The organism is Halomonas litopenaei, from assembly GCF_003045775.1.
Taxonomy (GTDB): domain Bacteria; phylum Pseudomonadota; class Gammaproteobacteria; order Pseudomonadales; family Halomonadaceae; genus Halomonas; species Halomonas litopenaei.
On the sequence record NZ_PXNS01000005.1, the window covers coordinates 512,905 to 536,469 of the forward strand.

Here is a 23,565-nt window from a genome sequence, read left to right on the forward strand (position 1 = left end):
CCGTTTTCTTGGCCCTAAGTAATAATAGACTGGTCTATAAAACCCTCTATTTTTGTACAAAAGTGCTTGATATGTGATGCATGAATTGTACGGTAAGGGCTGAACATTCGCTAAGACGTTAGTCGAACACCTTGGGCAGCCGTTGGCGACGAGCCAACGAAGCGCCAGCCACCGTTCAGCCGTGCATCCTCGCTGAGGCCGCAGCGCCTCGTGGTATCAGCTTCACGACAGGAGATTTCCATGAGCGAGCAAGATCCCCTCTTTACCCCGCAGGTCCTCGGTGACATCACCCTGCCAAACCGAGTGCTGATGTCGCCGCTGACCCGTTCTCGCGCGGCCCAACCGGGGGACGTGCCCCAGGCGATGAATGTCGAGTACTACCGTCAGCGGGCCGGCGCGGGCCTGATCCTGAGCGAGGCCACCCAGATCTCGCCCCAGGGCAAGGGTTACGCCTTTACCCCGGGCATCCATAGCCAGGAGCAGATCGCTGGCTGGCGCCGTGTCACCGACGCCGTGCATGACGCCGGCGGTCGTATGCACGCCCAGCTATGGCACGTGGGAAGAATCTCGCATCCGGAGCTGCAGCCCGGTGGAGCCGACCCGGTGGCGCCCTCGGCGATCAAGCCTGAAGGCGCCAAGACCTTCATCAGCGCCGAGTCCGGCATGGTCGAAGTGCCGACCCCGCGTGCGCTCGACACCGACGAGCTTCCAGGCATCGTCGAGCAGTACCGCCAGGCGGCGATCAACGCCCGCGAAGCCGGTTTCGATGGCGTCGAGGTGCACGCCGCCAACGGCTACCTGCTCGATCAGTTCATCAAGTCCGACAGCAACGCGCGCACCGATGCCTACGGTGGCAGCCTGGAAAACCGCCTGCGACTGCCTCTCGAAGTGGTGCGTGCGGTGGTCGACGTCTGGGGCAAGGGCCGTGTCGGGGTGCGCATCAGTCCCACCGGCAGCTTCAACGATGTCCACGACCAGAAGCCCGAGGAGACCTTCCCGGCCTTCGCCGCCGCGCTCGACGAGATCGGCATCGCCTACCTCGAGGTCGTGGAAGATTCCTTCCAGGGCAACCACGAGAACGGTCGCCCCGAGTCGATCATCAGCGCCATCCGCGAGCGCTTCAGCGGTGTCTATATCGCCAATGGCGCCTACACCGCGGAGGAAGCACGTGAGCGCATCGCCGCCGGCAAGACCGATCTTGTGACCTTCGGTCGTCCCTTCATCGCCAATCCGGACCTGCCGGAGCGCTTTCGTCGCGGAGCAGAGCTCAATGAGCCGGACTACGACACCTTCTACGGCGGCGATGAAAAAGGCTATACCGACTACCCGTTTCTCGAAGATCGCTAGCGCTTGAAGATCGCTGGCGCGATGACATCTTTTTCTCGATGACCGCCAAGCGGTTCGCCGTCTTGCCAACGTCATCGATCTGGAACATTTCAAGGGGCCTTGGCGGCCCGACAGGAGGACAGCATGGACGTGAACAACCTCAATACCGACGGTATCAAGGACAAGGTCGTGATCATCACCGGTGCCAGCAGTGGGCTGGGTGAGGCCACCGCCAAGCGCCTGGCCAAGGGCGGCGCACGCCTGGTGCTTGGCGCGCGTCGCGAGGACCGCCTCAAGGCACTGTGCGACGACATCAAGGCTGACGGTGGACAGGCAGTCTACCGTGTCACCGACGTGACCAGCCGTGAGCAGGTCGAGGCCCTGGCCAAGCTCGCCCGCGACGAATTCGGGCGCATCGACGTGCTGGTCAACAATGCCGGGCTGATGCCGCTTTCGCCGTTGGACAAGCTCAAGGTCGACGAGTGGGAGCAGATGGTCGACGTCAACATCAAGGGCGTGCTCTACGGTATCGCCGCGGTGCTGCCGACCATGCGCGAACAGCACGAAGGCCACGTGATCAATCTGTCTTCGGTCGCCGGGCATGTGGTGTTCCCCGCCGCGTCGGTCTATTGCGCGACCAAGTTCGCGGTCAAGGCGCTGACCGAGGGCCTGCGTCAGGAATCCAATGGCGAGATTCGCGCGACCAATATCTCTCCTGGCGCGATCGACACCGAATTGACTCGGACGATCAGCGATGATGAGACCGCCGAGGGGGTCAACGAGCTCTACACACTGGCCATCGATGCCGATGCAGTGGCGCGGGCGATCGCTTTTGCGGTAGAGCAGCCGGGGGACGTCGACGTCAACGAACTGATCCTGCGCCCCACTCGCCAGGAGCTGTAAGGACTGGCGATCGACTGGCGTCGCCGTCCAGGGAGACGCCAGTCCGGCCGCGGCGCAATACGCCAGGTCGCTCCAAGGTGCTTCGTCTGACGCTATTTTTCGCTAGGCTTGTGTATCTGTACTGCATCAATGAACCCGGCGGTGCCGGGTGGTGCCCCACTCAACGAGAAGGAACATCATGAGCAACGATGCCGAGTATCAGCCGCCGAAGGTCTGGAAGTGGGAAGGTGAGAGTGGCGGCCATTTCGCCAGCATCAACCGTCCCATCGCCGGTGCGACCCACGACAAGGCGCTGCCGGTGGGCAAGCATCCGCTACAGCTCTACTCCCTGGCCACGCCCAACGGGGTCAAGGTCAATATCCTGCTCGAGGAACTGCTGGCGCAGGGCCACGATCAGGCCGAGTATGACGCCTGGCTGATCCGTATCGGCGAGGGCGACCAGTTCTCCAGCGGCTTCGTCGAGATCAACCCCAACTCCAAGATTCCGGCCCTGGTGGACCACACCACCACGCCGCCGACCCGGGTCTTCGAGTCGGGTTCGATCCTGCTCTACCTGGCCGAGAAGTTCGGCGCCTTCCTGCCGACCGAGCACAAGGCGCGTACCGAAGCGATGAGCTGGCTGTTCTGGCAAATGGGCTCGGCTCCCTACCTGGGCGGTGGTTTTGGCCACTTCTACGCCTACGCGCCGGAAAAGTACGAGTATCCGATCAACCGCTTCACCATGGAGACCAAGCGCCAGCTCGACGTGCTCGACCGTCATTTGGCCGAGCACGAGTACCTGGCCGGTGACGAGTACAGCATCGCCGACATGGCGACCTTCGCCTGGTACGGCCAGCTCGCCCTGGGGCGTCTATACGACGCGGCGGAGTTCCTGTCCGTGCACGAGTACGAGCACGTCCAGCGCTGGGCCAAGGCCATCGATGCGCGCCCGGCGGTACAGCGTGGACGCATGGTCAACCGCACCTTCGGTGAGCCCGAAGAGCAGCTCCACGAGCGTCACGACGCCAGCGATTTCGAACTGCGTACCCAAGACAAGATCGGCGACGACGCTTGATCCACTGAAATTCAAACGTCGCTTTCAGCACCGACAAGGGCGCCTCCGAGGAGGCGCCTTTTTTTTGTGAATCAATCTGGGGCTTGATCCGGGGGCGGGCCAGGAGCGCGAGGCGATCGCCGCCTCGTTCCTTACCGGCCCTCGCTGGCACTTTCCGGCTCCTGGGTCAGTAGCCCGCGTCGGGGTCGACGGTCTCGATGTCCTCGCCCTTGTCCAGGGCGTCGAGGCTTGCGGCGACCTGATCGAGCGCTTCGCTCAAGGGTGTCGGTCCTGCCATGTGAGGGGTGACGATGACCCGCGGGTGGCGCCACAGCGGGCTGGATTCCGGCAGCGGCTCTGTCGGGAAGGCATCGAGCAGCGCGCCCCGGAGGCGACCTTCCTGGCGCTGGTTCTTGTCGCCCAGCGCTGCGAGCAGGGCGTCCTCGTCGATCAGGGTGCCGCGCCCGGGGTTGATCAGGCTGGCCCCCTCGCGCATCTTGCCGAGTGTCTCGGCGTTGATGATGTGGCGGGTCGAGGAGGTATCGGGCAGCAGCAGCACCAGGGTCTTCACCCGCGACAGGAGCCGGTCGAGCCCTTCGTCACCGCTCAGACATTCGATGCCGTCGATGTCCTTGTGCGAGCGACTCCAGCCGAGCACCGGGAAGCCATCGGCGGCGATGGCCCGGGCCACCTTGGCGCCGATGGCGCCGAGGCCGAGCACGCCCACCGGCCAGTCCGGCTTGTCGATCACCTCGTGCTCACGCCACTCGCACTGCTGCTGCTGGCGAGCGTAGCGGTCGAAGTCGCGCTGGAAGTGGAAAAGACCGTAACGCACGTAATCGGCGATCAGCTCGGCCATGCCGGCGTCACGCAACTTGACGATGGGAACGTCGCGAGGCAGGGCCGGGTTGCCGAGCAGGGCGTCGACGCCGGCCCCCAGGTTGACGATGCCCTTGAGTCCGGTGCACTCCCGCAGCAGCGTCTCGTCTGGCTTCCAGGCCGCCAGAAAGTCCGCCTGGGCGCGCTGTTCGCGGTCGGCCTCCTGACTCTTCCAGATGGTGGCCTGGGGCAGCCGCTCGCTTAGCGCCTGCTGCCACTGGCCGGCCTGGTCGGTGTGTACGATCACCTTCATGACAATTCCGCTCCGGTCGAATGAATGGGGTTCAGTAGACAATCTGCATCATGGGCGGCGGAGCGTCATCCAGCAGGCTGGCAAGGCGCTTGAGGCCGTCCTCGAGACGTTCGATCTCGGGCTCCGCGCCGAGGCTCAGGCGCACTCGGCGTGGCGCCGGACTCTGTTCGACCATGAAGGGGGTCGCGGTGGTGATGGCCACCCCTTCCTGTTCGGCCAGCTGCTGGAGTTCCTCGGCCCGCCAGCTACCCGGCAGCGACAGCCAGACGTGCAGGCTGGTGGGGCGGGAGGCCCTGCCATGGCTGTGCAGTATGCGTGCGGCGAGCTGCTGGCGCTCTGCCAGCAGTTCGCGTTGCTGCTGAGCCATGCGCTCGATGGTGCCGTCCTCCAGCCATAGATTGGCGACCTCGAAGCACAGCGGTGTGGCCATCCAGGAGGTCGCCCGCAGGCGGGGCAGGGTGTGGTGCAGCTGACTGCGAGGCACCGTCAGATAGCCGGCGCGAAGCCCGGGCAGGGTGGCCTTGGTCAGACTGGTGACATGGAACGCATGGGAAGGGATGCGCGCGCTGATCGGCATCAGCGGCTCGGGCTCGAGCAGGGTGTGGACGTCATCCTCGATCAGCCACACCCCGTGGCGCTCCAGAATGGCGGCGATCTCGTCGCGGCGCGTCTCGTCCAGGGTGGCCCCGGTGGGATTGAGCTGGCACGAGGTCAGGCACACGGCGCGCGGTTTGAAGCGATGACAGGCGGCGTCGAGGGCGTCGGGTACGATGCCCTGGCTATCGATGGTGACGCCACGCAGCTGGAAGCCCAGGGTACGAGACAGGGCGATCAGGCCATGGTCGGTCAGTGCCTCGGTCAGGACCAGGTCGCCGTGCTGTACCACGCTGGAAATCGCCAGCATGATGCCGTGGGCGCCACCGTTGGTCAGGATGCGGTCGTCCGCTTCACCGGGCATGCCCAGGCGCTCGTTCAGCCACCAGCTGGCGCGTTCGCGCTGATGGGGCAGGCCGGCGATCGGCCGGCAGGCCGTGAAGACGTCGGGATGTGCGCTGTCGGCCAGCGTTCTCAGGGCATCGCGAAAGTGCTGGTCATGGCTTGGGGGACAGACCGGATGGGCGATCGACAGGTCGATCACCGCCTGTTCGGTTCGCGGCTCGCCGGCCCTCAGGTAGGCGGATTCGCGGTTGTCATCGAGAGCGTTGATCCAGGTGCCGCTGCCGACCCTGGCCTGCACCAGGCCCATCTTTTCTGCCTGTGAATAGGCTCGTGACACCGTCTGGACGCTGACGCCTATGTGCTCCGCCAACTGTCGATGGGGCGGCAGTCGGGTGCCTGGCGTAAGCTCACCGGAACGGATCGCGCGAGAAAGTGCCCGCGCAATCGCAAGATACTTGGGTTGGCTATCATCCAGATATGGCAGCAGGTCAATTGTCATGATCCAATAAAGCCTTTGACCGGTAGCTTATTCGTAGTGCTAGTATCAGCAAGACGGCATTGATCAGTCATTGTCATGACGCTGTTAAGAGCTTCTCATGACAATTGTGACCTGTCAGCACGCTACAGGGGATGCAATGTCGCTTCAAGGGCGCGCCGGACTCCAATGAGTCCGGTTTTTCGGTGATGACACTGTGTGGCGAGTGGTTTCATGATTCAGGTATCCCTGCCGTTCACTCGTGAGGAATACGCTCAGCGCCTGCAAAAGGTGCGTGCCGAGATGGCCATGCGAGGCATCGATGTGCTGATTGTCAGCGATCCCTCCAATATGGCCTGGCTGACTGGCTATGACGGCTGGTCATTCTATGTCCATCAGTGCGTACTGGTGGGGCTCGAAGGCGAGCCCGTGTGGTACGGACGACGTCAGGACAGCAATGGTGCCCTGCGTACCTGCTGGATGGACCCTGACAATATCACCTACTACCCCGACTACTATGTCCAGAATCCCGAGATGCATCCGATGGAGTATCTGGCACAGTCGATCATGCCGGATCGCGGCTGGTGCGAAGGGGTCGTGGGCATGGAGATGGACAACTACTACTTCTCCGCCAAGGCCTACCAGAGCCTGATCAAGGAGATGCCCCACGCGCGCTTCCAGGATGCCAACGCGCTGGTCAACTGGTGTCGGGCGATCAAGTCACCGCGTGAAATCGAGTACATGCGCATCGCCGCGCGTATCGTCGAGGGCATGCACTCGCGCATCCTCGAGATGATCGAACCGGGCCTTGCCAAGTCCAAGCTGGTCTCCGAGATCTATCGGGTCGGCATCGAGGGCTGGACCGACAGCGAAGGGCGCGTCTACGGTGGCGACTATCCCGCCATCGTGCCGCTGCTGCCCACCGGCAGCGACGCGGCTGCCCCCCACCTGACCTGGGACGACACGCCGTTTCGCGAAGGCGAGGGCACCTTCTTCGAGATCGCCGGCTGCTACAAGCGCTACCACTGCCCGTTGTCGCGCACGGTGTTTCTCGGCAAGCCGCCGCGGGACTTCGTGCGTGGCGAGTCGGCACTGCTCGAAGGCATCGAGAAAGGCCTGGCCGTGGCCAAGCCGGGCAACCGGACCGCGGACATCGCCCTGGCGCTCGGCGCGGCCATGGACAAGTACGGCTTCGACCGAGGCGGTGCGCGCTGTGGTTATCCCATCGGCATCAGCTACCCGCCGGACTGGGGCGAGCGCACCATGAGTCTGCGTCCGTCTGACGAGACCATCCTGCAACCGGGCATGACCTTCCACTTCATGCCCGGGATGTGGATGGACGACTGGGGGCTCGAGATCACCGAGAGCATCCTGATCACCGAAAATGGCGCCGAGCCGCTGGCGGAGTTTCCGCGACAGCTGTTCGTCAAGTAGGCCGGGGGCGGCTGAGCAGGGCTTGTCGATCAGGCTCTGTTGACTAGCCCTCTGTGATCGGCCCGGTGTGATCGGCCCTGTTGATTAGGCGCTGTCCGAAAAGTCGACGAGCGAAGGTTAGACAAGGCAAAAATCGGTGAGAAAGCGCAGTTTACGGGGTGTAAATGAGCATTTTGATCCGATTTTTAACGCCGTATTACCGAGCGCAGGCACTTTTCAGACAAGCCCTAGCCTTCTGTGATCGGCCCTCGGCGACCGACGTCGCCCATCACCACTACAATCCAATCTGACCGTTGTCCCTGTTTCTGGAGTCACCATGAGCAAGCGCAAGAGCCCCATCTCCGCCACCGTCGACTTCGACGCCCAGGGTGTGCAGCACGGCTTTCTGAAACTGCCCATTTCCAACGACGAGTCCGCCTGGGGCGCGGTGATGATCCCGGTGACCGTGATCGCCAACGGCGAAGGCCCCACCGCCCTGCTGACCGGTGGCAATCACGGCGACGAGTACGAGGGCATCACCGCGCTGCAAAAGCTCTCGACCTCGCTCAAGGCCGAAGACGTCAAGGGACGGGTGATCATCGTACCGATGATGAACACCCCGGCGGCCCAGGTCGGCCGTCGCACCTCGCCGATGGACGGTGGCAACCTGAACCGCAGCTTCCCCGGTGACCCGGACGGCAGCGTGACCGAGAAGATCGCCGACTACTTCACCCGGGAGATGGTGCCCATGGCCGACGTGGTGCTGGACCTGCACTCCGGCGGCCGCACCCTGGACATCATTCCCTTCGGTGCCTCCCACGTGCTCGACAACCCCGAACAGCAGCGTCAGGCGCTGGAAGGGGCCAAGGCCTTCGGCGCGCCCTATGCGATGATGATGTTCGAGCTGGACGCCGCGGCGCTGTTCGATACCGTGGTGGAGAACCAGGGCAAGATCTTCATCGCCACCGAACTCGGGGGCGGCGGCACCTCCACGCCGGAGAGCCTGGCCATCACCGAGCGCGGCATCGACAATGTGCTGATCCATTTCGGGCTCAAGGACGGCGAGGTGGCCATGCCCGAGACCCAGGTCTATCTCGATATGCCGGATGCCAGCTGCTATGTGCAAAGCGAGCACACCGGGCTTCTGGAGTTGACCCACGCCCTCGGCGACAGTATTGCCAAGGGCGACGTGATCGCCCGGGTCTACGACATGACCCGCAGCGGCGCCGAGCCGATCGAGTACCGTGCCGAGCGTGATGGTATCCTGGCGGCTCGACGCTTCCCCGCCCAGGTGAACATGGGCGACACCATCGCCGTCATCGCCGAGGTGGTCGAGACCCTGGGCGACTGAACGGGCCAGGGCTCGGGATACCGTCTTGCCCGAGCCCGCCCGCCGTTTCTCGTCATCAGCGCCCCGCCGAGAGCCTCTCGCGGGGCGGTCCCGTTCAACCACACAAGCCCGGCCATGAAACTCGACCGCTACGACCTCAAGATCCTCTCCATCCTGTCCCGCGACGGCCGCATCACCAAGTCCCGCCTGGCCGAGGCCATCAACCTGTCGGTGAGCCCCTGCTGGGAGCGCGTCCGCCGCCTCGAGAAGGCCGGCATCATCGAAGGCTACTGCGCCCGGATCAACGCAAGCGCCCTGGTCCGGCGTACCCCGGTGTGGGTTCAGATCGAACTCAAGGCCCACAATGCCGAAAGCTTCCAGCGTTTCGAGTCGCTGGTGCATGCCACCGACGCGGTCACCGAGTGCGTGGCGGTGGGCGGCGGAGTCGACTATCTGATCAAGGTCGAGTCCGAGACCATCGACGCCTACCAGCGCTTGATCGACGACTGGCTGACCTCGGATGTCGGCATCGAGCGTTACTTCACCTATATCGTCACCAAGACGGTCAAGGCTCCTCGCGAGGGAGTCGATATCGACGAGCTGGCCAACGGGGCGCTCTGAGCGCCATCGGCACAGGCCCGGAAGTTCTTGTCGGCTTGCAGGTTTTTGCTAAAACAGGCGTTGCAGAAAAAACCGCGTTTTCACGGTTCTGGACAAAAAAAACGCCATCGACAGACGGGCGCTTCAAAAAGTCCGACCCTGGCTTCTCCCTTACCATGACGGCAGTACATGGCGCTGGCCATGACGTCGTTTTCGTGTTCCGCACCCCCTGACCTTGCGGCGGGACACACTTGGGGAGGTAGTGTCATGAAACTCAGCGATCCGCGCCTGTTCCGTCAGTACGCCTACATCGGCGGCAAGTGGACCCACGGTGACGAAGGCCGCGAGGAAGCGGTGATCAACCCCGCCAATGGCGAGGTGATCGGCCATATCCCGCTGCTCGAGCCCGAGCAGATCCGCGCCAGTGTCGACGTCGCCGACGAGGCCTTTGCCCAGTGGCGGGCGCTGCGCGCCGACGAGCGTTGCGAGCGGCTGCTGGCCTGGTACGACCTGCTGCAGGCCCATCGCGAGGATCTGGCCACCATCATGACGCTGGAGCAGGGCAAGCCGATGCCCGACGCCCGTGGCGAGGTCGAGTACGGCGCCAGCTTCGTGCGCTGGTTCGCCGAGGAAGGCAAGCGTACCTACGGCGAGACCATCCCCAGCCACATCCCCAATGCGGCGCTGGGCACCATCAAGGAGCCGGTGGGCATTGCGCTTCTGATCACGCCGTGGAACTTCCCGCTGGCGATGATCACCCGCAAGGCCGCCGCCGCCATGGCCGCTGGCTGTCCGGTGATCGTCAAGCCGGCCAACGAGACCCCGTTCTCGGCGCTGGCGCTGGCGGAGCTGGCCGAGCGTGCCGGTATTCCGGCGGGCATCTTCAATGTGGTGCTGGGCGACGCCGCCCAGGTGTCCTCGCTTTTGTGTGCCGAGGATCGCGTCAAGGCGGTATCCTTCACCGGCTCGACCCGGGTCGGCCGCCTGCTGCTCGAACAGTCGGCGCCCACGGTCAAGCGTGTGTCCATGGAGCTTGGCGGCAATGCGCCCTTTATCATCGGCCCCGACATGGACCCCAAGGAAGCGGCCCTGGCCGCGGTGGCGGCCAAGTTCCAGACCGCCGGTCAGGACTGCCTGGCGGCCAACCGCATCCTGGTCCACGAGTCGATCCACGACGCCTTTATCGAGCATTTCACCGAGCGCATGGCCGCGCTGACCGTGGGCAACGGCATGGAAAGTGAAGTCGATCTCGGCCCGCTGATTCACCGCCGGGCGGTGGAAAATGCCCGCGCCACGGTGGATGACGCCCTGTCGAAGGGTGCCACCCTGGTGGCCGGGGACCAGTCCCAGGCGCCGGGCGAGAACTTCTTCATGCCGGTGCTGCTGACCGGGGTGACCCAGGACATGCAGGTGTGGCGTCAGGAGTGCTTCGCGCCGGTGGCCGGTGTCACCGCCTATCGCGATGACGACGAGGTGATCGCCCTGGCCAACGACACCGAGTATGGTCTTGCCGCCTACGTCTACACCCACGATATCCGCCGCATCTGGAAGCTGTTGCGGGCGCTGGAGTTCGGCATGGTATCGGTCAACTCGGTGAAGATGACCGGCCCGCCGGTGCCCTTCGGCGGCGTCAAGCAGTCCGGCCTTGGCCGCGAAGGCGGCGCGACCGGCATCGACGAGTATCTGGAAACCAAGTACTACTGCCTCGGCGCCCTGGGCTCCGTCTCCGGCAGCTGATGCCCTGAGCGGCAGTGATCGCCGGCCTGACAGCGGGCCGGCCACCTTTCGATGAACAGATGACGCCGCCCTCCCGGCGAGGGCGGTCCAAGGAAAAAAAGGAAACGAGATGAGCACCCATCAGGACCTGATCGACCGCGACCGCAAGGTAACCTTCCACGCCTCCACCCACCTGCGTGACTTCGCCCATGGCGACGCACCGGGTCGCGTGATCACCGGCGGCAAGGGCATCAACATCGTCGACAAGGACGGTCGCGAGTTCATCGACGGTTTTGCCGGGCTGTACTGCGTCAACATCGGCTACGGCCGTACCGAGGTGGCCGAGGCCATCTACCAGCAGGCGCTGGAGATGTCCTACTACCACACCTACGTGGGTCACTCCAACGAGCCGCAGATCGCCCTGTCCGAGCAGATCCTCAAGCTCGCCGGCCCCGGCATGTCCAAGGTCTACTACGGCCTCGGCGGCAGCGATGCCAACGAGACCCAGCTCAAGCTGGTGCGCTACTACAACAACGTGCTTGGCCGTCCGCAGAAGAAGAAGGTCATCTCGCGTCAGCGCGGCTATCACGGTTCCGGTCTCGCCACCGGCTCGCTGACCGGGCTCAAGGCCTTCCACGACCAGTTCGACCTGCCCATGGCCGGCATCCTGCACACCGAAGCACCGCACTACTACCAGCGCAGCGCCGAGCAGGAAAACATGAGCGAGCGCGAGTTCTCCGCCCACTGTGCGGCCAAGCTCGAAGAGATGATCCTGGCCGAGGGCCCGGACACCGTGGCGGCCTTCATCGGTGAGCCGGTGCTCGGCACCGGTGGTATCGTGCCGCCGCCGGAAGGCTACTGGGAGGCGATCCAGGCGGTACTGAACAAGTACGACATCCTGCTGATCGCCGACGAGGTGGTGTGTGGTTTCGGCCGTATCGGCGCCGACTTCGGCAGCCATGCCTACGGCATCAAGCCCGACCTGATCACCATCGCCAAGGGCCTGACCAGCGCCTACCAGCCGCTGTCCGGAGTGATCGTCGGCGATCGCGTGTGGCAGGTGCTGGAGCAGGGCACCAGCGAGCTTGGCCCGATCGGCCACGGCTGGACCTACTCCGGTCACGCCCTGGGCTGCGCCGCTGCCCTTGCCAACCTGGCGATCATCGAGCGCGAGGACCTGACCGGCAACGCCCGTGATACCGGCGCCTATCTGCAGAGCCGCATGCAGGCCGCCTTCGGCGATCACCCGATCGTCGGCGAGACCCGCGGCGTCGGCATGCTGGCGGCGCTGGAATTCGCCGTGGACCCGGAGACTCGCCGTCCCTTCGATCCCAGCCACAAGGTCGGTGCACGCATCGCCGCCGCTGCGCTGGAGCAGAACCTGATCGCCCGGGCGATGCCCCAGGGGGACATCCTCGGCTTCGCGCCGCCGCTGGTCACCACCCGTGACGAGGTCGACGAGATCGTTGCCCGCGCCGAGCGTGCGGTGAACAAGGTCACCGACGAGCTGGTCAAGGAAGGCGTACTGCAGACGGCCTGATGCCTGGTCCGATGATTGGCCTGATGCCTGGTCCGATGGTTGGTCCAAGCCCAGGCCGGTGTCTGGCCTGACGCCCGCACCTTGGCAGGTGCAAAAGGGGCCGCTTCCTTGAAGGAGGCGGCCCCTGTCGGTTTTCATTCAGGTAGGCGAGCGCGGAACAGATAGGCGAGCGCGGAACAGGTAGGCGAGCGCCGAACCGCCGACAGGGCCTGCCCTCCCGGCATTGGCAACCGGTCTTCACGATATGAGTTCAAGGAGAAGGTCATGAAGGTGGATTCACCCCCTTGCCCGAGTCACGGCGTGACCCTGGACGAGATATTCAAGGCCCGGGGACGCATCGCCGGTCAGGTAACGCGCACGCCACTGGTGCTGTCGCGGGCCCTGTCCGAACGCTTCGACGCCGAGGTCTATCTCAAGCTCGAGACGCTGCAGCCCACCGGCGCCTTCAAGCTGCGCGGTGCCACCAACATGATCGCCGCACTGATCGAGCGCCATGGACGCGAGGCCCTGGCCCAGGGCGTCACCACCGCGTCCACCGGCAATCATGGCCGCGCCGTGGCCTACGCCGCCTCCAGCCTGGGGGTGCCGGCGGTGATCTGCCTGTCGCGGCTGGTGCCGGCCAACAAGGTCGCTGCCATCGAGGCGCTCGGTGCCGAGGTGCGTCGCGTCGGCGCCAGCCAGGACGAGGCCTTCGAGGAGGTGGCAAGGCTGGTGCAGGAAGAGGGCATGACGCTGATTCCCCCCTTCGATGATCCGCTGATCGCGGCGGGGCAGGGCACCATCGGCATCGAGATCCTCGAGGACCTGCCGCGGGTCGATCGGGTCATCGTCGGGCTGTCCGGCGGTGGTCTGCTCGGCGGCATCGGCGCCGCGCTGAAGGGCGTTCGACCCCAGGCCAGAATCAGCGGGGTCAGTCTGTCGGCGGGGGCGGCCATGTGCGAGAGCCTCAAGGCCGGCAAGCCGGTGGCGGTGGAAGAGGTCGAGAGCCTGGGCGACTCGCTGGGCGGCGGCATCGGCCTCGACAACCGCTGCACCCTGGCGCTGGTCGAAGCGGTGATGGACGACCACTGTCAGGTGTCGGAAGGCGCCATCGCCCAGGCCATGGTGGACATGCTCGAAAGCGAGAAATTGCTGGTCGAAGGCGCCGCCGCCGTGGGACTGGCGGCACTGGCCGAGGGCCACCTCGAGGTCAAGGGGGAGCGGGTCGTGCTGGTGCTTTCCGGCAACGGGGTGTCACTGGATACCCTCGATCAGGCGCGCCGCCTGGCGGCGGATTGCGCCAGTCAAGGCCAGCGATAGACCGTCAAGGCCACCAACCGACAGACAAGCCCAGCAACAACCCGATCAGGAGCCAAGGATGCAACTCTACAAGCGTGAGCAGATCAGCCAGGCGGTCGCCATCGACCAGGACGCGCTGGCGGCGGTGGAAGCCGGTTTCGCCGCCCTGGGGCGTGGCGAGGTGGTGCAACCGCCGATCCTGTCCATGGCCATCGAGGAGGCCAACGGCGAGGTCGACGTCAAGACCGCCCATATTCGTGGCAACGAGCGCTTCGCCATCAAGGTCAGCCCCGGCTTCTTCGACAACCCCAAGCTGGGGCTGCCAAGCCTCAACGGGCTGATGATGGTGTTCTCCGCGCGCACCGGGCTCGTCGATGCGGTGCTGTTCGACGAGGGCTACCTGACCATGGTACGTACCGCCCTGGCCGGCGCCATCGCCGCCAAGCACCTGTCGCGGGAGAACAGCCGCCGGGTCGCGGTGCTGGGGGCCGGCGAGCAGGCGGTCAAGCAGGTCGAGGCGCTGCGGCTGGTGCGCGACATCACCGCCATCGACGTCTGGGCGCGAAGGTCGGAGGCCGCCGAGGAATACGCTACCCGCATGCGCGCTGCGGGTCTCGAGGTCACCGTCCACGACAGCGTGCGCGAGGCCTGCCGAGCGGCCGACATCATCGTCACCACGACGCCGTCGCAGACGCCGATCCTCGAGGCGGCGGACCTGCCGGAGGGCGTCCACGTCACCGCCATGGGCTCCGACAGTCCCGACAAGCGTGAACTGGCCGAGAGCGTGCTGACCCGCGCGGACGCCTTCGTCTGCGATACCCGGCCCCAGAGCGAGTCCAACGGCGAGCTCAAGGCCCTTGCCGGTCGCGAGGTGCCCTTCAAGGTCCACGAACTGGGTGCGGTCATTGCCCGCGGCGAGCGTCTGCGGCTGTCGGACGCCACCATCACGGTATGCGACCTGACCGGTACCGGTGTCCAGGACACGGCCATCGCCGGGTTCGCCCTGACGCGTCTGTCGGCTGAGGATTCGGCACGATAGGCTTTGCCGAATCAGGCATTTTTGGGGAGGATGGGGGACCCTAATCCCGACAGGAGCCCCCATGCCCTCGCTGCAGTGCCTGCTGCGCCACCGGCGCCGACTGATCGTCATCATCGCCCGCCTGGGCTATACCGCCAAGGGGCTGGTGTACCTGCTGATCGGCGTGCTGGCGGCACTCGGCGCTGCGGGCCTTGGCGGCGACAACGTCGGCACCAAGGAGGCGCTGGCGCACCTAGCTCGCCAGCCCTTCGGCACCCTGATGCTGGGGGCCCTGGTGCTGGGGCTCTATGCCTACGCCGCCTGGCGGGGCTTGCAGGGGCTGTTCGATGTCGAGCACCGCGGGCGTAGCTGGAAGGCCCTGGGTACCCGCCTGGCGCTGGTCATCAGCGGTGGTATCTACGCAAGTCTCGGCTGGTATGGTGTCGAGCTGCTCGACGATCCCCAGGAGACCACCGGCGGCGCAGAGGAGCGCACCGCCATGCTGATGTCGCACCCCGGCGGCGTCTGGTTGGTGGCGATCCTGGGGGCGATCTTTATCGGCGTGGGGCTACGTCAGTCGTGGCGCGCGCTGGCGCGCAGCTATCTCAATCGCTGGCGTCAGCAGGACATGAGCCAACGCCAGCGTGATCTGGCCTCGGGCCTCAGCCGCTGGGGTCTGGCCGCTAGGGGGCTGGTGTTCGCGCTGATCGGCAGTTTTCTGCTGGTGGCCGCCTGGCAGGTCGATCCCGCCAAGGCCGAAGGGCTTGGCGGCACCCTGGATACCCTGGCCGCCCAGCCCTTCGGCCCCTGGCTGCTCGCCGCCGTGGCCGGTGGACTGATGAACTACGGTACCTACTGCGTCATCAATGCCCGCTTTCGCAAGGTGAAAGTGTAGCGCCTTAAGCGGCCGTTCAGGACGCCCGGGGCTTCTTGGCCCGCACGGTCAGGGCGACGCCGGCAATGGCCAGCGCCATGCCGATCAGGGATATCGGCGGCAGCCCTTCATCGAACAGCCACCAGGCCTCCACCGCGGTGACCGGCGGCACCAGGTAGAACAGGCTGGCGACGCGGGACGCCTCGCCACGCTTGATCAGCATCATCAGCAGCATGATGGCGGCGATGGACAGCACCAGCACCAGCCAGCCCAGCGTCAGCACAAAGGTCAGCGACCACTCCACCTCGCGGGTTTCCAGCAGCAGGCTGCCGGCGCCAAGCAAGGCCAGCGCCCCGAGGTACTGCACCACGGTGCCGCCGAGCAGCGGCATGCCGCTGCAATAGCGCTTCTGGTACAGCGTCCCTAGCGAAATCCCCACCAGCGCCACCAGGGTGCAGGCCAGCGCCGGCCAGCCAAACCCTTCGAAGGACAGCGCCGACAGGTCCATCTTGCCTCCCAGCACCAGGCTGACCCCGGCCAGCCCCAGGGCCAGTCCCATCCACTGCAGCGCAGACAGCCGCTCGCCCAGCAGGGGGCCCGCCAGCGCAGCGGTCAGCAAGGGTTGCAACCCCACCAGCAGGGACGCCAGTCCCGCCGGCATGCCCAGGCTGATGGCGTAGAACACGCCGCCCAGATAGCCGCCGTGAACCAGACAGCCGGACACCGCCACATGCCCCCACAGACGGGGACTCGAGGGCCAGGCCGAGCGGGTCAGCCAGACGATGGGGACCAGCAGCGCCAGGGTGGCGGCGAAGCGAATGCTCAGGAAGGTGAAGGGCTCGGCGTAGGGCAGGCCGAATTTGGCACCGATGAAGCCGGTGCTCCACAGCACCACGAACACCAGCGGCATGGCCGGCAACAGCCAGGACGGCAGGGCGGGGCGGCTCACGGGCACCTCGCACAAGGTGCGGTAAGCGGGCACCCGACAAAAGGTGCGGTAAGCGGCCACCCGACACACGATGCGGCAAGCGGGGGCTGGGCGGTGATCTCTGAGGGTGGCATCGCGGGGACTTCCTTGTGGTTCATGTCATCGGCAGGGCGAGCGCCCAATCATGATGCCCTATCCCGCCTCCCTCAAGGAGGGGATTGCCAAGCGTTGCTCTCGTGCTTTGGTCGTAGGTCGTGGAGGGAAAGTGAGATTGGTCTGACCACGCCGATGCTTGTTTTTGCGCAGTTTATAGGCGAAATGGCCGCTGGTCAGACCAATAATGCAGACAGGTTGCGTTGAATGGGGCCGTTGGCCGCCTGGGGCCTTTTCGCTAGCTTTCTTTTCGATGACGCCCCGGGAGGGGGACGCCTCGCTTGCATCGAAGCGATGTCCCGTTCATGCCCCGAGGAGGTCCTCGCAAGGACGCGCACGGGCAACGCCCGGCTCAAGAGCGCAGCGGCGCAAATCGTTTGCAACAGGCGGGCCTCGCTTGCTGCGAAAGTGCCTCGAGCGCTCATGACGATGCCATGGATCGACAACAACAACACACCGGGTGCGGCAGATCGAGACCGCACCGATCCACCAGGAGTTATGCCATGTCCCGGCTAGACAAGCCCCAGCAAGACCTTGATACGGCCTCGCCAACGGCCTCCCTGTCCGAACGCATCGCGACCCCGGACCGCCGCCGCTTTCTGAAGGCTGCTGCGGTTGGTTCCGCCGCCGCGGTGGCGGCACCCTGGGTCGGCAACGTCCAGGCTCAGCAGGGCATCCGCATCCGCATGCAGTCATCCTGGCAGCCCGGCACCACCGGCTACCGCATCTTCGAGGAGTGGGCCGCCGGCGTCGCCGAGGCCACCAGCGGCGAGGTCACCATCGAGCCGTTCCCGGCCGGAGCCGTGGCCGGTGCCTTCGAGGTAGCCGACGCGGTGCGCAACGGCGTGCTCGACGGCCAGAACTGGTTCACCGTCTACTGGCCGGGCAAGATGCCCGCCGGGGTCTTTCTCACCGCCTATCCCATGGGCCTGTCGGTACCCCACCAGTGGGACATGATGTTCGGTGCCTACGGCGGTTTCGGCATCGCCAAGGACCTCTACCGCAAGCAGGGTCAGGAGCTTCTGGGCTACGTCCACCACGACCTCAACCTGATCCACTCCAAGGTACCGCTGAGAAGCTTCGATGACTTCGAAGGGGTGAAGATCCGCATGCCCGGCGGCATCGTCGCCGAGACCTTCGCCAAGATCGGTGCGCGCACCACGCTGCTGCCGGGCTCCGAGGTCTATCCGGCGCTGGAGAAGGGCACCATCGACGCCGCCGACTACACCGGTGCGGCGGTCAACTTCGAGCTGGGCTTCTGGCAGGTGACCGACTACATCATCATGGGCCCGCCCTCGACTCCCTGTCTGCACCAGGCGGTCGACCTGATGGATATCGCGGTCAATCGCCGGGTCTACGAGCGCATGTCCGACCAGACCAAGGACCTGATGCATGACCTGGTCGCGGCCTACTCCCGCGAGCACTACGCCGCCATCCAGAAGGCCAACGCCGAGGCCTGGCCCAAGTACCGCGAGAAGGGCGTCGAGATCATCCACCTGTCCGAGGACGACGCCGACCGCTTCCGCGACGCCGCGATCCCGCTGTGGTTCGAATGGGCCAACAAGGATCCGGACGCGGCCAAGCTGTTCCGTGCCCACCTCAACACCATGCTCGATCCGTCGGTGGCACTGATCACCGAAGAGGACATCAAGGACTTCGAGCTCAACGCCTAGGCCTGCACGTGTCGACCGGGGCGACCCGGTCGACGTCGATGAATATTCCGTGGTCGCCTGGCGAAACGCCAGGCGACCAGCGGAGGAGCGTCAATGAATCTACAGATTGATTTCGTTCTGCCGCACTGGCTCTACTGGGCGGTGCTGGCAGGACTGCCGCTGATCGTGATGCTGCTGGTGGATCGAAGCTTCCGCCGGGGTGGCGAGGTGAGCGGTGGCGATACTGCCGAGACCCCCGTCGCGACGAGCGAACAGGCCTACGCAGCGCCTGGCAATGTGGTGACCCGCGGCATCGACCGCATTTCCGGCTTTGCCGGGCGCTACGTGGCCTACTGGTCGCTGATCGCGCCCTTCGTGTTCACCTACGAGGTGGTGCTGCGCTACGCCTTCAACTCGCCGACCAACTGGGCTCACGAGTCGATGACCCTGATGTTCGGTATGCAGTACCTGCTGGCGGGTGCCTTCGCGCTGCGCGAGGGCGGGCATGTGCGCGTCGATATCCTCTACCAGCGGGCGGCGCCGCTCAACAAGGCCGCGCTGGACCTGGTCACCTCGATCTTCTTCTTCATCTTCACCCTGGCGCTGTTGACCACCGGCTGGCGTTTCTTCTCGCAGTCGGTCAGCGACGTCTGGTGGTTCGGTGACAGCTACGCCAACGAGGTGTCCTTCACCGAATGGGCAGTGCAGTACTTCCCGGTCAAGTTCATGCTGTTCTTCGGTGCCTTGCTGCTGCTGTTGCAGGGGATCGCGCAGTTGATCAAGGACCTCCAGGCCTATCGTCACCACCGCGAGCACCATGAAGGCTCGACGGTGTTTGCCAGCATTCTGGTGGTGCTGGCGGTGATCCTCGGCGCCTACACCATCCACGAAATCGTCAATATCGCCCTGACCGACTACGAGAGCCTGGCGCTCAGCCTTGAGAACTCGCTGTCCACGGTAGGTATCGGAGCGCTGACCCTGTTGATGTTCGGCACCCTGATGGTGGTGCTGGTAGCGGGGCTACCGCTGGCCTTCGTTACCGGCGGTCTGGGGGTGGTGTTCCTCTACCTGGTGGGCGATCAGCACATGCTGAACCTGATGCCTTCGCGCATCTTCCCGATGATGACCAACTACCAGCTCTCGGCCATTCCACTGTTCATCTTCATGGCCTCGGTACTGGAGAAGGCCGGCATCATCGAAGAGCTGTTCGATGTGGTCTACAAGTGGATGGGCGGTCTCAAGGCGGGCCTGGCGATCGCCACCATCATCGCTTCGACGCTGCTGGCCGCCATGGTCGGGGTGATCGGCGCGGCGGTGGTGACCATGGGCCTGATCGCGCTGCCGGCCATGCTCAAGCGCAACTACCAGCCTGAGATCGCGCTGGGATCGATCATGGCCGGGGGCACCCTGGGTATCCTCATCCCGCCGTCCATCCTGGCCATCATCTACGGCGTCATCGCCCAGCAGTCGGTGGGCGAGCTCTACCTGGGCTCGCTGATTCCCGGCCTGTTGCTGGCCGGCATGTACGCCTTCTACTGCTGGCTAAGGGGCACCCTGAACGTCAAGGTGGCGCCGCCGATGCCGGAGGAAGACCGGGTCTCCACCGCCGAGAAGCTGCGCCTGCTGCGCAATATGCTGGCGCCTATCGCCCTGGTGTTGCTGGTGCTCGGCATCATCTTCACCGGGGTGGCGACCCCGGTGGAGGCGGCGGGTATCGGCACCTTCGGTGCGCTGGTGGTGGCGGCGATGCACAAGCGGCTGACCTGGCCCAACCTGCACGCCGCCTGCATGACCACCCTGGTGGCGACCGCCATGGTCATGTGGATCATCTTCGGTGCCAGCATCTTCGTCGGCTTCTACATCCTGCAGGGCGGCCAGACCTTCGTGCAGGAGCTGATCGCCGGGGCAGGGCTTGGCCCCTACGCGGTGCTGGCGCTGATGATGGTGCTGCTGGTGGCGCTGGGGATGTTCCTGGACTGGGTCGGTATCCTGCTCCTGGCGGTGCCGATCTTCGTACCGCTGATCAAGGGGCTGGACTTCACCGGGGTATTTGGCCTGCCCGGGGTGGACCCCGCCGACGTCTCGCTGTGGTTCGGGGTGATCTACCTGGTCAATATGCAGATGTCCTTCCTCAGCCCGCCGTTCGGCTATGCGCTGTTCTACATCAAGGGGGTGTGTCCGCCGCATATCACCATGGGCCAGATCTTCCGCTCGTCCTTTCCCTTCCTTGCGCTGCAAGCGCTGGGCCTGCTGCTGGTGATCATGTTCCCGGCACTGGTCACCTGGCTGCCCAACCTGGCCTACGGCTAGTCGGGCGGTGTCATGACAACGCCTCCGGCCGACTCGGCCGGAGGCGTTTTTGCAAGATGTTCAGCAGTGGCAGGCAACACGCCTTTTTCGGTGCTTCGCCGAAGAATTGCGTGGCGTATCATGACGCTTATCCCCATGGCCTGCCGTGGCCTCTGGCGGTTGTCGCCGACCGGCGACGCGGAGGCGAAAATGGCTTGCATTTCGTAACACGATTGTGGGGAACCCTCATGCAACTGCGTCGTCACACTGTGCGAGCGATTGACGAATTCTCAACCACCTCCTGGAGGACTTCATGCAACGATTCACCGCCCTGATCACCGCCGCCCTGCTTTCTGCTGGTCTGATGAGCGCCACCGCCCATGCCCAGGAAGCAAACGCGCAGGCGTCAGGCAACGCTGACGTCGAGGCTGCCGCTCAGGCGCAGAATTTCTCTGATGCCCAGCTCGAGAAATTCGCCGACGCTTCCAAGGAGATCGCCGCGATTTCCCAGGACTACACCCAGCAGTTGCAGGAAGCCGAAGGCCAGCAGGCCCAGCAGGATGTGCGCACCGAGGCCAACCAGAAGATGGTCGAAGCCGTCCAGCAGAGCGGGCTCGAGGTCGAGACCTTCAACGCTATCGGTCAGGCTATCCAGCAGAACCCGGACATGATGAAGCGCGTACAGGAGATGGCGCAGTCGTGAGCTGACCGCCACACTCGCCAGTCAAAGAGACTGGCCGCCTAGATCGACGCCCGCCGCCCTCGAGGTCGGCGGGCGTTGTTGTTTGCAGTGCTGAAGATGTTTGCACAGGGCGAGGATTCGAGCGGCCGGTCGGGTGTGAAGTCGTGATCAACGAAGGATGGATCGGTCATCAGGTCGCAGTGTCAGCAATGCCTGGCTCTCCGGGCCACGCTCGATGGCTTCTGCGGCGTTTGGCGAGAGGCCGATCAAGATACTGCTAATGCTTTACAGCCGCTGGCCTCGGCTCCATGCTTCCGATAGTCAGAGGGTGGGGGACCAGGGAGCGTCCTGCTGCCAGCCACGGCGACCGCGCGGAGGACACCATGGAAGCGGAACTGTTGGAAATCAGCCAGCATATGGGGCGCTTTGCGCCCTTTGACGGGCTGTCGGAGGAGTTGCTGGACGAGGTCGCCGGACAGGTGCAGGTCAGCTACTTCAAGGCCGGCTCGACCATTCTCGAGCTTGATGCCGTGCATCAGGAGTTCTGCTACATCCGCAGCGGCGCGGTGGAGGTCACCCGGCGCAACGGAGAGCTCTACAACCTGCTGGGGGAGGGCGACATCTTTGGCCACTTCAGCCTGCTGCGCCACAGTCGTGTGCGCTTCCCGGCCAAGGCGCTGGAAGACAGCCTGATCTACTTCATCCCCGAGGCGATGTTTCATCAGCTGTGCGAAGCCGACGAGCAGTTCGCCGAGTTCGTCGAGGTGGATCGCCCACGGCTCGAGACGGCGGTGGAAAGTCAGCGCAAGAACAACGACATGATGGTGACGCGGATCCGCAAGCTGCTGACTCGCTATCCCGTCATGGTCGAGGCGCGGGCCACTGTGCAGGAGGCGGCGCGCCAGATCAGCGAGTCCCAGGCCTCGGCGGTGCTGGTGCTGGACAAGCCCGAGAACAACCCGCGCTACACCTTCAAGGATAGTGAAGGTGGCTACTGGCAGGTCACCGGGATCCTGACCGACAGCGACTTTCGCACCAAGGTCGTGGCCGAGGGACTGTCGCCGGATACTCCGGTGGGCGAGGTCGCCGGCCGCCGCCTGATCGCGGTGCAGTCCGACGAGTCGGTGCAGGAGGCGATGCTGTGCATGCTGCGCAACAATATCCACCACCTGCCGGTGATGCACCGTCGTTCTCCGGTGGGCATCGTGCACCTCTCCGACATCATTCGCTACGAGACCCAGAGCAGCCTTTATCTGGTCAGCAACATCTTCCATCAACCGTCGGTGGAGTGTCTGGCCAAGCTGGCGCCGGACGTCCAGGCCGCCTTTGTGCGCATGGTTCACGACGGTGCCGACTCGCAGATGGTGGGCAAGGCGCTGTCGACCATCGGGCGCAGCTTCACCCGACGGCTTCTGGAGATGGCGGAAGAGGAGCTCGGGCCGCCACCGGTGCCGTACTGCTTCATGGCGCTGGGCTCGATGGCGCGCAACGAGCAGAGCATCGTCACCGACCAGGACAATGCTCTGGTACTGTCCGATGACTTCGATCCAGCGTTGCACGACGAGTACTTCGCGACCATGGCCAAGCGGGTCAGCGATGGCCTGGCCGCCTGTGGTTATACCTACTGCAAGGGGGACGTGATGGCCACCAATCCGAAGTGGCGCCAGCCGCTGTCGGTGTGGAAGGGCTACTTCACCGAATGGATCGAGCGGCCGTCACCGGAAGGGCTGCTGCACAGCTCGATCTTCTTCGATCTGGACACGGTCCACGGTGACAATCCGCTGGTGGAGGAGTTGCAGGACCTGGTCGCCACCAAGGCGTCGAAGCACAAGCGCTTTCTTTCCGCCATGGCGCGTAATGCGCTGAATCGGACGCCGCCGCTGGGCATCTTCCGCACCTTCGTGATGGAGAAGGACGGCAAGCACAACAACTCGATCAATCTGAAGCGTCGCGGCACGGCGCCGATGGTGGACCTGATCCGTATCCATGCCCTGGCCTGCGGTTCCCGCGCCCAGAACAGCTTTGACCGCCTGGACGATATCGATCGCACCCAGTTGCTGGCGCCCGGGGTCAGTGACAAGCTGCGCTACGCGCTCGAGTTTCTGTCCATGTCGCGGATTCGTCACCAGGTCATCGATCTGGAGCACGAGCACGAGCCCGACAACAATATCGAGCCGGAAAACGTCTCCAGCGAGGAGCGACACAATCTCAAGGATGCCTTCCAGGCGCTCAGCAACGCCCAGAAGTTCCTCAAGTTCCGTTATCCCCTTACCAGCAGGTAGCC

The 23,565-nt window shown here is 64.7% G+C and carries 18 protein-coding genes; 15 read left to right on the plus strand and 3 right to left on the minus strand.

Annotated features, from left to right (window positions below; translation table 11 throughout):
• Positions 1–240 precede the first annotated feature (240 nt).
• The 3 genes from C6W88_RS11070 (at position 241) to yghU (ending at position 3,283) form a co-directional block, all read left to right on the plus strand.
• Positions 241–1,347, plus strand: a complete 1,107-nt coding sequence (locus C6W88_RS11070; protein WP_045992035.1) for an alkene reductase — start codon at positions 241–243, stop codon at positions 1,345–1,347.
• Positions 1,348–1,470: 123 nt separating this feature from the next.
• A complete protein-coding gene (locus tag C6W88_RS11075) occupies positions 1,471–2,229 on the plus strand; it encodes an SDR family oxidoreductase (RefSeq protein ID WP_045992034.1) in 759 nt (252 codons plus the stop codon).
• A 178-nt stretch (positions 2,230–2,407) separates the two neighbouring features.
• Positions 2,408–3,283: a glutathione-dependent disulfide-bond oxidoreductase gene (gene yghU / locus C6W88_RS11080; protein ID WP_108132470.1), complete on the plus strand. Its 876-nt coding sequence runs from the start codon at positions 2,408–2,410 to the stop codon at positions 3,281–3,283.
• Between the two features lie 166 nt (positions 3,284–3,449).
• Here the strand turns inward: yghU and C6W88_RS11085 are convergent, their stop codons facing one another.
• Together C6W88_RS11085 and ehuR are read right to left on the minus strand one after the other, a co-directional pair.
• Positions 3,450–4,394, minus strand: a complete 945-nt coding sequence (locus C6W88_RS11085; protein WP_045992032.1) for a 2-hydroxyacid dehydrogenase — start codon at positions 4,392–4,394, stop codon at positions 3,450–3,452.
• A gap of 31 nt (positions 4,395–4,425) precedes the next feature.
• Positions 4,426–5,832 carry a MocR-like ectoine utilization transcription factor EhuR gene (gene ehuR / locus C6W88_RS11090; RefSeq protein WP_108132471.1) on the minus strand — a complete coding sequence of 469 codons (1,407 nt, stop codon included), beginning with the start codon at positions 5,830–5,832 and terminating at the stop codon, positions 4,426–4,428.
• Between the two features lie 210 nt (positions 5,833–6,042).
• Between ehuR and doeA the strand changes: the two genes are divergently transcribed.
• The 8 genes from doeA (at position 6,043) to C6W88_RS11130 (ending at position 15,598) form a co-directional block, all read left to right on the plus strand.
• Positions 6,043–7,242 carry an ectoine hydrolase DoeA gene (doeA, locus tag C6W88_RS11095; RefSeq protein WP_108132472.1) on the plus strand — a complete coding sequence of 400 codons (1,200 nt, stop codon included), beginning with the start codon at positions 6,043–6,045 and terminating at the stop codon, positions 7,240–7,242.
• Between the two features lie 316 nt (positions 7,243–7,558).
• Positions 7,559–8,572, plus strand: coding sequence for a N(2)-acetyl-L-2,4-diaminobutanoate deacetylase DoeB (gene doeB, locus C6W88_RS11100; protein WP_108132473.1), 1,014 nt, complete (start codon positions 7,559–7,561; stop codon positions 8,570–8,572).
• Between the two features lie 114 nt (positions 8,573–8,686).
• Positions 8,687–9,172: an Lrp/AsnC family transcriptional regulator gene (locus C6W88_RS11105; RefSeq protein ID WP_045992028.1), complete on the plus strand. Its 486-nt coding sequence runs from the start codon at positions 8,687–8,689 to the stop codon at positions 9,170–9,172.
• Between the two features lie 246 nt (positions 9,173–9,418).
• Positions 9,419–10,888, plus strand: a complete 1,470-nt coding sequence (locus tag C6W88_RS11110; RefSeq protein WP_045992027.1) for an NAD-dependent succinate-semialdehyde dehydrogenase — start codon at positions 9,419–9,421, stop codon at positions 10,886–10,888.
• Between the two features lie 109 nt (positions 10,889–10,997).
• The gene (locus C6W88_RS11115; RefSeq protein ID WP_045992026.1) at positions 10,998–12,407 is read left to right on the plus strand and encodes an aminotransferase; all 1,410 of its coding nucleotides are present in this window, start codon (positions 10,998–11,000) and stop codon (positions 12,405–12,407) included.
• Between the two features lie 264 nt (positions 12,408–12,671).
• Positions 12,672–13,706, plus strand: a complete 1,035-nt coding sequence (gene eutB / locus C6W88_RS11120) for a hydroxyectoine utilization dehydratase EutB (protein WP_108132474.1) — start codon at positions 12,672–12,674, stop codon at positions 13,704–13,706.
• Positions 13,707–13,764: 58 nt separating this feature from the next.
• Positions 13,765–14,724, plus strand: a complete 960-nt coding sequence (locus C6W88_RS11125) for a cyclodeaminase (RefSeq protein WP_108132475.1) — start codon at positions 13,765–13,767, stop codon at positions 14,722–14,724.
• A 61-nt stretch (positions 14,725–14,785) separates the two neighbouring features.
• Positions 14,786–15,598, plus strand: a complete 813-nt coding sequence (locus C6W88_RS11130; RefSeq protein ID WP_108132476.1) for a DUF1206 domain-containing protein — start codon at positions 14,786–14,788, stop codon at positions 15,596–15,598.
• Between the two features lie 16 nt (positions 15,599–15,614).
• On the opposite strand, the gene C6W88_RS11135 is transcribed toward C6W88_RS11130, so the two are convergent.
• Positions 15,615–16,487, minus strand: a complete 873-nt coding sequence (locus C6W88_RS11135; protein ID WP_108132561.1) for a DMT family transporter — start codon at positions 16,485–16,487, stop codon at positions 15,615–15,617.
• A 674-nt stretch (positions 16,488–17,161) separates the two neighbouring features.
• On the opposite strand from C6W88_RS11135, the gene dctP reads away from it, so the two are divergent.
• The 4 genes from dctP to C6W88_RS11155 all read left to right on the plus strand — a co-directional run bounded on the left by dctP (position 17,162) and on the right by C6W88_RS11155 (position 23,563).
• The gene (gene dctP / locus C6W88_RS11140) at positions 17,162–18,331 is read left to right on the plus strand and encodes a TRAP transporter substrate-binding protein DctP (RefSeq protein ID WP_083970293.1); all 1,170 of its coding nucleotides are present in this window, start codon (positions 17,162–17,164) and stop codon (positions 18,329–18,331) included.
• A gap of 93 nt (positions 18,332–18,424) precedes the next feature.
• The gene (locus C6W88_RS11145; protein ID WP_108132477.1) at positions 18,425–20,620 is read left to right on the plus strand and encodes a TRAP transporter large permease subunit; all 2,196 of its coding nucleotides are present in this window, start codon (positions 18,425–18,427) and stop codon (positions 20,618–20,620) included.
• Between the two features lie 292 nt (positions 20,621–20,912).
• Positions 20,913–21,302, plus strand: coding sequence for a DUF4168 domain-containing protein (locus C6W88_RS11150; protein WP_108132478.1), 390 nt, complete (start codon positions 20,913–20,915; stop codon positions 21,300–21,302).
• 362 nt (positions 21,303–21,664) lie between these two features.
• A complete protein-coding gene (locus tag C6W88_RS11155; protein WP_108132479.1) occupies positions 21,665–23,563 on the plus strand; it encodes a DUF294 nucleotidyltransferase-like domain-containing protein in 1,899 nt (632 codons plus the stop codon).
• The last annotated feature ends 2 nt before the right edge of the window (positions 23,564–23,565 follow it).